Genomic DNA, 12,347 nt, shown 5'->3' on the forward strand with positions numbered 1-12,347 from the left:
CGGTTGCCCGACGTGGTGGGTGTTTTCGGCGGGGCACCGGAAACACCCACCGAGCTTCGGACACCGCCGGACCGGCTGCGGACGGTGATCAACATCGCCCCGGCCGTCCCCTCGCACCCGCGCCCGCCGTTCCGGCGCGTGACCCGTTTGGGCTAGCGCTTCCGGGTTGCCGTGACGGTGAACCCGGTTCACCGGGCGATGCCCGGGCAGGGCCGAGCGCGGCCCCGCGCCGGCTGGAGAAACGCGCGGTGTGACGAAGACCTCTTCCGGACCCCACTCGTGAGGCTTCCTGGGGGCACCAGCACAACGCCGAAGGCCGCGGCTCCTTCACGGAGCCGCGGCCTTCGGCGGTTTTCGGCTGTTTGGACGCTGCCGTCAGCGGGTCAGAGCACGGCCCGCAGGCGGTCGGCGATCGTCCCGATGCGCCCGAGCACGCCGTTGACGAAGCGCGGCGAGTCGTCGGTCGAGAGCTCTTTCGCCAGGCCCACGGCCTCGTCGATCGCGACGGGGTCGGGCACGTCGGAGGACCAGAGCATCTCGTAGACTCCCACGCGCAGCACCGCCAGGTCGACCGGCGGCATGCGGTCCAGCGTCCAGCCCTGCGAGTGCTCGGCCAGCAGCTCGTCCACCTGCTCGCGGTGGGTCGTGACGCCCTCCACAACGGTGATCGTGTAGTCGGCGACGGGGTCGACGTCGGTGGACCCGACCCGGTCGGCCAGCAGCGTGACCGGGTCGGTGCCGCGTTGCGCAGCTTCGTACAGCATCTCGACGGCACGCCGGCGGGCCTGCCGCCTGCTGATCGCACCGCCGCGGTTCGGGTGCGGCTTCTGTTTGTCCGCCATCAGCCGGAGACGCGGCCGAGGTACCGGCCGTCACGCGTGTCGACCTTGATCTTCTCGCCGGTCGAGACGAACAGCGGGACCTGGATCTCCGCGCCGGTCTCCAGCGTCGCCGGCTTGGTGCCGCCGGTGGAGCGGTCGCCCTGCAGGCCCGGGTCGGTGTGCTGGATGAGGATCTCGACCGACGTCGGGAGCTCGACGTACAGCGGCTCGTTCTCGTGCACCGCGACCTGGACCTCGGTGTTCTCGAGCATGTAGTTGGCGTTGTCCGACACGACCTCGGCCGGGACCGTGATCTGGTCGTAGGTGTCGCCGTCCATGAACACGAAGTCCTGGCCGTCCTTGTACAGGTAGGTCATGTTCCGGCGGTCCACGGTGGCCGTTTCGACCTTCGTGCCGGCGTTGAAGGTCTTGTCGACGACCTTCCCCGTCAGCACGTGCTTGAGCGTGGTGCGCACGAACGCACCGCCCTTGCCCGGCTTGACGTGCTGGAACGCGGTGACGGTCCAGAGCTGGCCCTCGAGGTTGAGGACGAGCCCGTTCTTCAGGTCGTTGGTGGTGGCCACGAGCTTTCGGTCTCCTGTGTCGATCTCTTCGTCCGCGGCCCGTCTCAGACGGCCACGAGGTCCTTGGTGCTCAGGGTGAGGAGTTCGGGCCCGGAGTCCCGCACGACGAGCGTGTCCTCGATGCGCACGCCACCGCGCCCCGCGAGGTAGACGCCGGGCTCGACGGTGACCGCCATACCGGCGGACAGTGTACCGACGCCCGTGGTAGCGAGGCTGGGCGCCTCGTGCACCTCGAGCCCGACGCCGTGGCCGAGGCCGTGCGCGAACTCCTCCGCGCGGCCCGCGGCGGCGATCACGGAGCGCGCCGCGGCGTCCACTTCGGACACGTCGGCGCCCGGGAACACGGCCGCGGTACCGGCCGCCTGGGCGCGGTGGACCAGGTCATAGAGCTCGCGCTGCCAGTCGGCGGCCTTGCCGAGCACGACCGTGCGGGTCATGTCGGAGTGGTAGCCGTCGACCGTCGCGCCGAAGTCCATCTTCACGAAGTCGCCTTCGCGCAGCTCCGCGCCGGTGGGCTGGTGGTGCGGGATCGCCGAGTTGGGCCCGGCGGCCACGATCGTGGCGAACGACGGCTCCGACGAACCGTGCTCCAGCATGCGGTTCTCGAGGTCGCGTGCCACTTCCAGCTCGGTGCGCCCGGCGCGCAGGCCGCCGGCCGCCAGCAGGTCGGCGAGCGCGCGGTCGGCCGCCGCGCAGGCCGAGCGCAGGGCCGCGACCTCGACCTCGTCCTTCACCGCACGCAGCTGCTCGACCAACCCGGGCGTGCGGACCAGCGTCACCTTGTCGAAGCGCACCTTGAGCGCCTCATGGTCTTCGACGCTCACGTGCTGGCTCTCGAACCCGGTGCGCCCGTAGGTCGACTGGGCATGGGCCGCGAAGTCGGCGAGCACGCGGGCGCTGGCGCGGCCCGTCACGCGTTCGAGGTCGGGCACCTCGGACGCCGACTGGGTCGTGTAGCGGCCGTCGGTGCAGAAGACGGTCTTTGCCTCGCCGCCGCCATGCACGAGCAGCGCGGCGTTCGACCCGGTGAACCCGGTGAGGTAGCGGATGTTGAGCAGGTCGGTGACCAGCAGCGCGTCGACCCCGGAGTCGGTGATCAGGGACCGCAGCGCGCCGCGACGGTGAGCGTGGGTTTCAGGCACCCGGCCAGCTTAGCCACGCCCCCTCCGCCGCCCCGGGCACGCGCTCGGCCCGCGCCCCCATGCGGCGTTGGTTGCGTCCAACGCAACGAACGCCGCATCGGGGCGGACCACGCGGCGTTCACCCGGTGGCACCTACACTCCGTCCATGCTGGGTGCCTGGTTGACTCGCGGGCTGGTCATGGCCGTCGTCCACGCCGCCGCCATGACGCTGCTCGCCAAGTGGTCCGTGTTCCACCCGACCGACCAGACGGTGATCACGTCCGTCACCCTCGCCGTACTGGTGGGCGTCGCGGCGCTGTGGAGCGCGGTCGACGGCTGGCGCGACAAGCCGGACCGCGGCCGCGCCTGGTTCATCGCCTCGCTGGTCGCCGGCGTCGTCTCCGGCATCCTTTACGTGATCGGGCGCGCGGTGTTCGTCGACCAGACCGGGACCTCGGAGCTGGGCGCGGCGCTCACCGGCGGCGCGGCGTTCTCGGCGCTGCTGGTGCTGGTGCCGGCCGGGCTGGGGCTGTTCGTCGGCTCGCGCGTGCGCCGGCCCGCACCCGAGGACGCGGAGCCGGTGCCCGAGGAGGACGACGACGACGGTTCGGGCAGCCAGTCGGGTCAGCTGGAGCTGCCGGAACCCGAGGCCGCCGAGCCGGCCGGCGCGCCGCGGCCGAAGCCGTCGCCCGTCAGCCGCCCAGCGGGAGCCCGGGCGCGTAGGCGTCCCACTGTCGCGGGTCGATCTCCGTCACCTCGGCCCCGTTGAGGTCCACGGTCGTGGTGTCGGGCAGGCCGTAGAGCTCGTTGCCCAGCACCACGCCGTACCCGTGGCCGTACGAGTGGACCACGGTCGTGCCGGACTTCAGCGTCGTCTTCACGGGCAGCCCGGCGACAGGCGCGAGCGGCCGGTCCACGACCTCCCCGGCCAAGGCGGCGGCGACGGAGCGGCGGTCGACGCAGATGCGCACGCCGCGGCGGAACAGGTCCATCCGGCGATCCGGGGACGGCATCGCGACGCCGTCGAAGGTCGTGGTCACGCGGTCAGGGCTTGAACAGCCGCCGGCGCCCTGCACGTCGAGGCCGAAGTGCCTCAGGCCCGTCGGCGCGCCCGCGGAGCCGATCGCGGTCGCGCGCACGACGTCGAACGAGACGGTGTCGCACGGGTCGGTGACCGACGTCGGCGCGTGGCCGTCCGGGCGGCGGACGAGGCCGGGTCCTTCCTTCCAGGCGCCGGGAATCACCAGCGGCGTGTAGGGCTGGAGCGTGAAGTCCTTGTCCCAGAAGGTGAGTGTGGTGCCGTCCGCGGTCTCGTGGGCGATCACGAACGCGTCGAGCGCGCCGACCCACTCGAGGTCGGCACTGAACCCGTCGACCACCGAGCGATCACGAGGTGCCGAGGTGCCGGACACGGACGTGAAACCCTTGTCCCCCAACGCTTCCACGCCGCTGCCGAACGCCGGGTCGTGGGAGCGGATCACGAACTGGCCGGCACCGTTCCAGCCGGCGGCGCGGCCGGTGGTGTCGGTGAACATGAGGTAGTACCAGCCGTCGAGGAATACGACCGAGGGCTGGCCGGCGCCGTAGACGTTGTCGCGGTGCACGTCGTGCGAAGGCCCGAGGATCGGGCGCCCGCCCGCCGCGCGGGTCCAGTGGATTCCGTCGGGACTCGTCGCGAGGCCGACGGCGTTGCCGAGCGCGTGGTCGCCCGCCGCGCCGGTGTAGTACAGGTAGTAGGTGCCGCCGACGCGCAGCACGGACGGGTCGCACGTGTGCACGCCGTCGAACGCGCCGGGCGAGCCGGACAGGACCGCGATCGGCGCGCCACCACCGGGTCCGGTGAAGGGACCGTCGGCCGAAGGCGCCTCGGCGTAGAGGATGTCGTCTCCGGGCGGGACCGCGCTGCCGTACTGGCTGCACCACCACAGGCGGGTCTTGCCGTTTTCGACCATCGCCGTGGGGCCGTAGTTGTAGACCGCGTCGGCGGCGCCGGCGGCGACCACTCCGTTGCTCTGGCGGGCTTTCGCGGTCTCCAGGGGGACGTTCGCCACGCGCGGGGGCTTCGCCGGAGCCGGCTTGCCGCCCGCGATGCCGCCGTGGCCGGGTCCGTCAGCCTGGGTCTGCGCGTAGCTGTCGCTGCAGCCCGCCACCACGACCCCCGACAACGCCAGGGCGAACAGGGCTCGCGCGGGTCGCCGAACCCCGCCACGAAACGGGTGCATGATGGCCGAGTCTAACCAGTCCTAACCCGGTCGGGTGAACGCGTCCCCGACTCGCGGGTGTTCGAGGGCAACGAGCTCGACCTCGAAGCCGTCGTCGTTCTCCAGGTAGGCCGCGGAGTGCCGTTTCCCGCACGCGTAGGGGAAACGGTCCGCGAACAGCGGCCGCCAGCCGTGACCGCCGGCCGCGAGCTCGTCGACCTCCGCGCGCGTGGCGACGTGCAGGGCGAGGTGGTTGAGCCCGGGGCGCAGGCGTTCGTGCGATCCGCCCGCCATCGCGGGCGAGGCCTCCACCACCAGGTACGTGGGGCCGAGGCGCCAGCTGACGCCGTCGGGCCAGCGCGGGAACTCGCGCCACCCGAGGCGGCCCAGCAGCCAGCCCCAGCTGCGTTCGGCGCGCGCGAGGCCGGGCGCCCAGAGCTCGATGTGGTGGGGCCGGCCGTGCGCGGTGGGCAGCGCCACGAGCACGCGGTGCACGTCGCCGTAGTGCACGCCGGAGCCGACGTCGAGGAAGCCGAGCCGGCGGGTGATCGCGAGGCTGGCCGCGTTGTCCTCGTGGACGAGCGCCCACACGGCAGGCAGGCCGAGCGTGGTCAGTCCGTAGTCCACGAGCGCGCGGCCGGCTTCGGCGGCAAAGCCCTTTCCCGCATGCTTCGCGGCGATGAAGTAGCCCAGCTCGGCGACGGCGCCGGGCAGCTCGGACGACGGGCGCAGATGGGCGACGCCGATGACTTCGCCCTCGTGCTCGACCACCCAGTGGCCCTGGCCTTCGGGTCCGTCGTAGGCGAGCCGGCGCGCCACCATGGCGCGGGCCTGGTCGGATCGGAGAAGTCGGCGGCGAAGAACCGGCTCATCTCCGGGTCGGCGAACACCGCCACCACGGCCTCGGTGTGGGCCTCGGTCAGGCTCCGCAGCCGGAGCCGGTCGGTGGTGAGCTACGGGGTCACTTCACGTTCGCTGCCACCCAGTGCAGCGCGAGACCGTAGCCGTCGACGCCGAGGCCTGCGATCACGCCGGTGGCGATGTCGGAGAGCACGCTGTGGTGGCGGAACTGCTCGCGCTTGTGGACGTTGCTGATGTGCAGCTCGATCAGCGGCGCGGACAGCTGCGCGGCGGCGTCGCGCACCGCGATCGAGTAGTGCGTCCAGGCGCCGGCGTTGAGCACGACCGGGTGACCGCCGTCGGCGGCCTCGTGGAGCCAGCCGACGAGCTCGCCCTCGTGGTCGGTCTGGCGCACCTCGACGGCGAGTCCGAGCTCGGAGCCCGTCTTCACGCAGAGGGCGGCGAGGTCGTCGTGGGTCGTCGATCCGTAGGTTGCGGGCTCGCGTTTGCCGAGGCGGCCGAGGTTGGGGCCGTTGAAGACGAAGACCTTCACAGCAGCACGCTCCCGCCGCTCTTGGGGGCGTCGGCCGCGATCGCCGAGTAGGCGGCGGCCAGCAGCGCCGGGTCCGGACCTTCGAGGCGGCCGGGCTTGGCGAGCGCGTCGAGGACCACGAACCGGAGCACGCCGGAGCGGGTCTTCTTGTCGCCCTTCATGCTCTCCATGAGCTGGCCGAGCGCGTCGGCGTCGTAAGTGGTCGGCAAGCCGATCAGCTTCAGCACGGACGCGTGGCGCGCGGCGGTCTCGTCGTCGAGGCGCCCGGCGAGGCGGGCGAGCTCGGCGGCGAACACCAGGCCCACGCTCACGGCCGCGCCGTGGCGCCAGCGGTAGCGCTCGCGGCGCTCGATGGCGTGGCCGAGGGTGTGGCCGTAGTTGAGGATCTCGCGCAGGTCGGACTCGCGCAGGTCGGCGGCGACGACGTCGGCCTTCACCTGGATCGAGCGGCGGACCAGCTCGGCCAGCACGTCTCCGGACGGGTCGAGGGCGGCTTCGGGATCCTGTTCGATCAGCTCGAGGATGCGCGGGTCGGCGATGAAGCCCGTCTTCACGACCTCGGCCATGCCGGCCACGAGTTCGTTGCGGGGCAGGGTTTCCAGCGTCGCGAGGTCGACGAGCACGGCGCTCGGCTCGTGGAACACGCCCACGAGGTTCTTGCCGGCCTCGGTGTTGATGCCCGTCTTGCCGCCGACGGCCGCGTCGACCATGCCGAGCAGCGTGGTCGGCACGTTGACCAACCGCACGCCGCGCATCCAGGTGGCGGCGACGAAGCCGGCCAGGTCCGTCACGGCGCCGCCGCCGAGGCCCACGACCACGCCGCGGCGGTCGAGCCCGATCCGCCCGAGGACCTCCCAGCAGAAGCTGGCGACGGAGAAGGCCTTGCCGTCCTCCGCGTCCGGGATCTCCACGCGGTGCGCGTCGAGGCCCGCTTCGGCGAGCTCCTCGCGCACGGCCTCGGCCGTGGCGGTGAGCGTGGGCGGGTGGATCAGCGCGATTTTCGACGCGTCGGCGAGCTGCGCGGTGAGCTCGGCGAGCAGGCCGCGGCCCACGAGCACGTCGTACGGGTGCGCGGTCGCGACGCGGATCCGGACGGGTTGGGACACGGTTTCCTCACTACTCCTGGTTTTGCCGGTCTTACCGCTCGCGGGCCTCGGCGGGCTCGATCGCGGCGACCGCGGCGGCCACGACCTCGGCGGGTGACCGGTGGTCGGTCTCGATCTCGACGGTCGCCACCTCCCGGTAGACCGGCAGGCGCGCGTCGAGCAGCGATTTGAACGTGGCGCGCGGGTTCACGCCCGCCAGCAGCGGACGCGCACTCGACAGGCCGGTGCGCTGCACGCCGGCGGCGAGGCCGACGTTCAGGAACACCACCGTGTGCTTCGCCAGCAACGCCCGCGTCTCCGGCGTCAGCGGAGCGCCGCCGCCGAGGGAGAGGACGCCGTCGTGCTCGTCGAGCGCCGTGGCGACGGCCTGCGCTTCGAGCGCGCGGAACGCCGACTCGCCGTCCTCGGCGAAGATGTCGGAGATCGCGCGGCCGGCGCGCTCGACGATGTCGTCGTCGGTGTCGCGGAACGCCACCCCGAGCGCCTCGGCGAGCAGCGGGCCCACCGTGCTCTTGCCCGAGCCCGGCGGTCCCACGACCACGGCGCGCGGGCTCACCAGCGCTCCTCGAGCGCCTTCAGGTAGCCCTCGGCGTTGCGCCTGCTCTCGGCCAGCGAGTCGCCGCCGAACTTCTCCAGCGCGGCGTCGGCCAGCACCAGCGCCACCACGGACTCGAGCACGACACCCGCCCGCGGCACGGCGCACACGTCCGAACGCTGGTGGATCGCGACGGCCGGCTCGCCGGTGCGCACGTCCACCGTGGACAGCGCCTTCGGGACGGTCGAGATCGGCTTCATCGCCACGCGCACGCGCAGGGGCTCGCCGTTGGTGATGCCGCCTTCGAGGCCACCCGCGCGGTTGGAGCGGCGCGTGACACCGACCGGGCCGGTGCCGCGGTCGATCTCGTCGTGGGCCTGGCTGCCCCAGCGCCGCGCGGTGGTGAAGCCATCGCCGACCTCCACGCCCTTCATGGCCTGCACGCCCATGAGCGCGCCCGCGAGGCGCGCGTCGAGGCGGCGGTCCCAGTGCACGTGGGAGCCGAGGCCCGGCGGCAGCCCGTAGGCGAGCACCTCGATCACGCCGCCGACGGTGTCGCCCGCCTTCCGCACGGCGTCGACCTCGGCGACCATCGCCTCGGTGCCCTCGGCCGAGAACGCCCGCACGGGGCTCTCGTCGATCGCGGCCAGGTCACCCGGCTGCGGCAGCGGCCCGTCGGGCGCGTCGGCGCCGCCGATCGACACGACGTGGCTCAGCACCTCCACACCCAGCAGCTGGCGCAGGAAGTTGCGCGCCACCGTGCCCAGCGCCGTGCGCGACGCCGTCTCGCGGGCGCTCGCGCGCTCGAGCACGGGACGGGCCTCGTCGAAGCCGTACTTCTGCATGCCGGGCAGATCGGCGTGCCCGGGGCGCGGCCGCGTGAGCGGCTCGTTGCGCGCCAGGCCGGCGAGCACCTCGGGGTCCACGGGGTCGGCCGCCATGACCTGCTCCCACTTGGGCCACTCGGCGTTCTCGATCTGCACCGCGATGGGGCCGCCCTGCGAGATCCCGTGGCGGACGCCGCCCAGGAACTGCACGTGGTCGGTCTCGAACCCCATGCGTGGGCTGCGACCGAACCCGAGGCGGCGCCGCGCCAGCTGCGCGGTGAGGTCTCCGGTGGTCACCTCCACACCAGCGGGCAGGCCCTCGAGCACAGCGGCGAGGGCGGGTCCGTGCGATTCTCCTGCGGTGATCCAGCGCAACACCTGACAATCCTGTCACGCGTTGCGGGGCGCCTGACCAGCAGCCCCTCAGCTCGGCACCATCCCCGAACCCACCCCGGGAAAGACGGCGCACATCCAGGCCGCGACCACCAACGCCGGTCCGTGGGGCACACCACACCGAATCGCCCGTTGGGGGCAAGGCCCGTCCCTGGCTTGTCGGGGGAATGTCCCCGTGGTGGCCGGTGCCGGGCGGGACGCGCCGTTCGGAGAGCCTTGTGACGCCGGATACCCGCTCGGCGGTTCGGCACGGCGCGCCCGCCTGGCGATAGCCGGAACCTGCGCTCCGACGGCGGCCACGGCACTCAGCCCGGCCGCCGCGATCGCCGCGACCGCCACCGACGCCCATCCCAGCGCACCCAGCACCGCACCCAGCACGCCGGCGAGCTTCACGTCTCCCGCCCCGAGCCGCGCCGGCTCGACCCGGTGGACGACGAGGTGGACACCACCGAACACGAGCACCCCCGCCGCCGCGCCCGCGAGCAGCGTCACGCCGCCTCCGCCGATGGCCGCAACGGTCAGCGCGGTCGCCATGAGGGGATACGCCGGCAACGTCACCACGTCCGGCAACCTCCGATGCCGGACATCCGCCAGGCACAGCGGCACCCCGACCACCGTGAGCACCCACGGCACCGGCCACCACCACTCCGCCCAGCGCCCCTCCCGCCACCGCCACACGACGACGAGCAGCGCAGCCACCACCACGGCGACCGCCACGACCGGCGACACGGGCGCACCGGCCCGCCTCAGCAACCACGCCAGGAGGGGCACCACCGCCCCGCCCACAACGACCATTCCCCAGGACATGCACCCACGTTCGCAGCGCCCGCCCGCCACGCCAAGCCGCGTCTGTCGCGAGTGGACCGCTCGCGCCGAGAACCGCCTCGATTCACCCGGCCGGGCAGCCCGAACCGGCTGCGCGGCAACCCACCACCGCCGGCTCAGGCCCCCCGGGGCGCTGGACACCACGCCTGGCCGGCGGTCGCGCGGCCACGAACACGCGCAGCTCGCCCGCGCCGGGAATCGCCGCCGTGAGCCTCCGCCCCCACCTCGACCGGCGGGTGAACCAGCCGCCCGAGGCCGCCGTGAACCAGCTCGGCCGGGAGTCGGACGAAGGCGCGCAACGACCCGAGCTGCCCCGCCTGCGGCCGCGAGATGACAACCCGAGCAGGCCGCCAGCCGCGGGCCGAGAGCCCGCCCGCTCAGGCACCCGGAGGGCGCCCCAAGCGCCCCAACGCGGCGTTCGGTGCACTCAACGCACCCCACGCGGCATTCGGTGCACACAACACACCCCACGCGGCATTCGGCGCGCCGGACGCAACCGACTCCACATTGGAGTGAACGGCGTCAGCGAGTCAGGGATAAACCAGGCGCATCAACGGTTTCCCCGTCCGTACGCTCCGGATCTCCAGCGAAGCGATCTCCTGGGACTTCATCGGTGTGCCCACCACGAGCTTGGCCGTGTTCTCCGGCAGGGCTTTCCACGTGGCGAGCTCGGTCTCGGTGCCGTCGCGGCCGAGGGCGATCAGGGAGTAGTCCCCGCCCTTGCCGCCGCGGTAGCTGCAGGACATTTCGACCTCGGTGCCCCACGACTGGGGATCGATGCGGGCCGCGGCCTGGATCGGGTACTCGCCGAGGGCCGACATGGCGAGCGCGGGCGGTGGCGCGGCGACAGCGGGCGCGGCGGGCGGCGGAGAGACGTCCGGCAGCGAAAGCGACACCGCCAGAGCCACTCCGGCCGCGACGGCCAGCGCGGCCACTCCCCCGGTCGCCCCGTTCCGGATCCGCCGGCGGCGCCGCACCTTCCGCATCAGCACCGGAAGCAGGTCGGGCGCCGGCAGCAGATCCGGCGTCGCCTGAGGGCCCGAGGCAGCAGGCACAGCCGGCAGGTCCGGCATCGGCGGGTCAGCCGGCAGATCGGGCCCCGGTACCGGATTCGAACCCGGCCTCGGCGGCACAGGCCACAGATCGGACCCCGACCGCGCGCCCGCCAGGTCTGGCAGGTCGGGCACTTCCGATCCCGCCACACCCGGCACAGACGAGCCCGGCCCAGGCGAACCCGCCGCCACATCCGGCCCGAGCATCGACCGCGTACCTGGCTCCGGCAACCCCGGACCCGGCCCCGGCACGTCGTGCACCGGCGAACCCGCACCCGGCACGATCACCAGATCGGGCACCGGCGCCAGGTCCGTCGGCGTCCCCTCACCGTTGCCGGGCCCGAAGGCTCCCCCCGGCGAATCGCCCCTGGTCTGCGCGAGCAACCCCGGGAGCCCGGCCAGCTCGCGAACCGCGGCGGCGCACCGGTCGCACTCCTGGAGGTGCTCCTCGAACGCCTGCCGGTCCTCCGGTGACAGCGCACCGAGCACGTACGCGGCGTCGTAGGTCGCGAACTCGTCGGCGGTCACTGCGTCACCCCCCGCTCTTCCAAAGCCAGGCGAAGCGCCCGCAGCGCGTAGTGCGTGCGGGACTTCACCGTCCCCTCGGCGATCCCCAGGCGGTGGGCGGCGTCGGCCACCGAGTACCCCTGGAAGTAGCACAGTTCGAGCACCTCGCGGTGGCGCACCGAGAGCTCGCCCAGCGCCTCGGCCACCAGCCATCCCTGCACGGCCCGCTCGGTGCCGTCGGCCACCGCTCGCTCGGGCGGAGCGTCGGTGACGACCTCCGAGCGCGAGGTCGCCGACCGCCACCCGTCGATGGCGATCCGGCGCGCGACCGTGAACAGCCACGCTCGGGCCGAACCCTGTGACTGGTCCAGCACGTCGGTGTGCCGCCACGCCCGCAGCAGCGTCTCCTGCACCACGTCCTCCGCGTGGTTCCGGTTACCGCCCGTCAGGTGCAGGGCATAGGACCACAGCGCGGCCGCGTGTTCCTCGTGCAGCGCGCGCATCAGCTGGTCCTCGACGTCGCTCCTCCCCACGGCAGGCCTCGGTCAGCGCCCGGCCGGCACCGCGTGCCCGCCCGACGACTGCCGCGCGCGCACCTCCTGCACCAGCAGCACCAGGCCGCAGATCACGCACAGGGCCTCGGTGACCACGCCCCAGTACTCGAACTGGCTGTTGAACTGGTCGTGCTCGCCGAAGAAGCCCACCGTCAGCGACAGGAGGTACGCCAGCAGCGTCAGCCCGCCGAAGCCGAACGTGAAGAACGGCGGCACCCAGTGCCGCCACGTCAGCAGTGCCACCGCGATCACGATGCCGGCGATCCCGTTGACCAAAAACAGCGGCCCGACCACAGCGTCGTCGGAGTAACCGCTGCCGAAGTACAGGTAGAGGTGCACCGCGGCGGACCCCACGAGCCCGATCGCGCCCAGCCCTCGCATCCAATTGGCCAACATGGCTCTCTCCTTCTTCACACCCGTTCAGAATC

At 72.9% G+C, this 12,347-nt stretch carries 13 protein-coding genes and 1 pseudogene; 1 reads left to right on the forward strand and 13 read right to left on the reverse strand.

Going from position 1 to position 12,347, the window contains the following annotated elements; all coding sequences use genetic code 11:
- Nucleotides 1–383 precede the first annotated feature (383 nt).
- The 3 genes from nusB to AB0F91_RS10675 are packed head-to-tail and all read right to left on the reverse strand — an operon-like array spanning nt 384 to nt 2,547.
- Complete coding sequence (gene nusB, locus AB0F91_RS10665; protein WP_360596648.1) at nt 384–842, reverse strand: transcription antitermination factor NusB; 459 nt, start codon at nt 840–842, stop codon at nt 384–386.
- A complete protein-coding gene (efp, locus tag AB0F91_RS10670) occupies nt 842–1,405 on the reverse strand; it encodes an elongation factor P (RefSeq protein WP_360596650.1) in 564 nt (187 codons plus the stop codon). Before efp ends, nusB begins: the two co-directional genes overlap by 1 nt.
- A 44-nt stretch (nt 1,406–1,449) precedes the next feature.
- Entirely contained in the window at nt 1,450–2,547 is a 1,098-nt protein-coding gene (locus tag AB0F91_RS10675; RefSeq protein ID WP_360596652.1) for a Xaa-Pro peptidase family protein, read from the reverse strand.
- A gap of 145 nt (nt 2,548–2,692) precedes the next feature.
- Here AB0F91_RS10675 and AB0F91_RS10680 point away from each other — a divergent pair, with 145 nt between their 5' ends.
- Entirely contained in the window at nt 2,693–3,295 is a 603-nt protein-coding gene (locus AB0F91_RS10680; protein WP_360596654.1) for a B-4DMT family transporter, read from the forward strand.
- On the opposite strand, the gene AB0F91_RS10685 is transcribed toward AB0F91_RS10680, so the two are convergent.
- The 10 genes and pseudogenes from AB0F91_RS10685 to AB0F91_RS10730 form a co-directional block, all read right to left on the reverse strand.
- A complete protein-coding gene (locus AB0F91_RS10685) occupies nt 3,219–4,748 on the reverse strand; it encodes a beta-xylosidase (RefSeq protein ID WP_360596655.1) in 1,530 nt (509 codons plus the stop codon). The genes AB0F91_RS10680 and AB0F91_RS10685 overlap by 77 nt on opposite strands.
- Nucleotides 4,749–4,769: 21 nt before the next feature.
- Nucleotides 4,770–5,549, reverse strand: coding sequence for a GNAT family N-acetyltransferase (locus tag AB0F91_RS10690; protein ID WP_360596657.1), 780 nt, complete (start codon nt 5,547–5,549; stop codon nt 4,770–4,772).
- Nucleotides 5,550–5,688: 139 nt separating this feature from the next.
- Nucleotides 5,689–6,120 (reverse strand): type II 3-dehydroquinate dehydratase, encoded by a 432-nt coding sequence (gene aroQ, locus AB0F91_RS10695; protein WP_360596658.1) that lies wholly within the window; start codon nt 6,118–6,120, stop codon nt 5,689–5,691.
- Nucleotides 6,117–7,226, reverse strand: coding sequence for a 3-dehydroquinate synthase (gene aroB / locus AB0F91_RS10700; RefSeq protein WP_360596660.1), 1,110 nt, complete (start codon nt 7,224–7,226; stop codon nt 6,117–6,119). The genes aroQ and aroB overlap by 4 nt, the downstream gene beginning before the upstream one ends.
- A 31-nt stretch (nt 7,227–7,257) precedes the next feature.
- Entirely contained in the window at nt 7,258–7,782 is a 525-nt protein-coding gene (locus AB0F91_RS10705; RefSeq protein ID WP_360596661.1) for a shikimate kinase, read from the reverse strand.
- Nucleotides 7,779–8,966: a chorismate synthase gene (gene aroC, locus AB0F91_RS10710; RefSeq protein WP_360596663.1), complete on the reverse strand. Its 1,188-nt coding sequence runs from the start codon at nt 8,964–8,966 to the stop codon at nt 7,779–7,781. Before aroC ends, AB0F91_RS10705 begins: the two co-directional genes overlap by 4 nt.
- A gap of 45 nt (nt 8,967–9,011) precedes the next feature.
- The gene (locus AB0F91_RS10715) at nt 9,012–9,788 is read right to left on the reverse strand and encodes an A24 family peptidase (RefSeq protein WP_360596664.1); all 777 of its coding nucleotides are present in this window, start codon (nt 9,786–9,788) and stop codon (nt 9,012–9,014) included.
- Nucleotides 9,789–11,230: 1,442 nt separating this feature from the next.
- Nucleotides 11,231–11,386, reverse strand: a pseudogene (locus tag AB0F91_RS10720) (zf-HC2 domain-containing protein); the annotation flags it as partial.
- A complete protein-coding gene (locus AB0F91_RS10725) occupies nt 11,383–11,868 on the reverse strand; it encodes a sigma-70 family RNA polymerase sigma factor (protein WP_220247519.1) in 486 nt (161 codons plus the stop codon). The pseudogene AB0F91_RS10720 and the gene AB0F91_RS10725, both read right to left, overlap by 4 nt.
- Nucleotides 11,869–11,910: 42 nt before the next feature.
- On the reverse strand, nt 11,911–12,315 hold the full coding sequence (locus tag AB0F91_RS10730; protein ID WP_360596666.1) for a hypothetical protein: 405 nt from the start codon (nt 12,313–12,315) through the stop codon (nt 11,911–11,913).
- Between the last annotated feature and the right edge of the window lie 32 nt (nt 12,316–12,347).

It is taken from the genome of Amycolatopsis sp. NPDC023774 (assembly GCF_040639695.1).
Classification (GTDB): domain Bacteria; phylum Actinomycetota; class Actinomycetes; order Mycobacteriales; family Pseudonocardiaceae; genus Amycolatopsis.

What these genes read in the sequence shown, in the direction of transcription:
- nusB (WP_360596648.1), bottom strand. Translation starts at nt 842, where the DNA reads ATGGCGGACAAACAGAAGCCGCACCCGAACCGCGGCGGTGCGATCAGC.
- AB0F91_RS10680 (WP_360596654.1), top strand. Translation starts at nt 2,693, where the DNA reads ATGCTGGGTGCCTGGTTGACTCGCGGGCTGGTCATGGCCGTCGTCCAC.
- AB0F91_RS10685 (WP_360596655.1), bottom strand. Translation starts at nt 4,748, where the DNA reads ATGCACCCGTTTCGTGGCGGGGTTCGGCGACCCGCGCGAGCCCTGTTC.
- AB0F91_RS10690 (WP_360596657.1), bottom strand. Translation starts at nt 5,549, where the DNA reads ATGGTGGCGCGCCGGCTCGCCTACGACGGACCCGAAGGCCAGGGCCAC.
- AB0F91_RS10715 (WP_360596664.1), bottom strand. Translation starts at nt 9,788, where the DNA reads ATGTCCTGGGGAATGGTCGTTGTGGGCGGGGCGGTGGTGCCCCTCCTG.
- AB0F91_RS10725 (WP_220247519.1), bottom strand. Translation starts at nt 11,868, where the DNA reads ATGCGCGCGCTGCACGAGGAACACGCGGCCGCGCTGTGGTCCTATGCC.
- AB0F91_RS10730 (WP_360596666.1), bottom strand. Translation starts at nt 12,315, where the DNA reads ATGTTGGCCAATTGGATGCGAGGGCTGGGCGCGATCGGGCTCGTGGGG.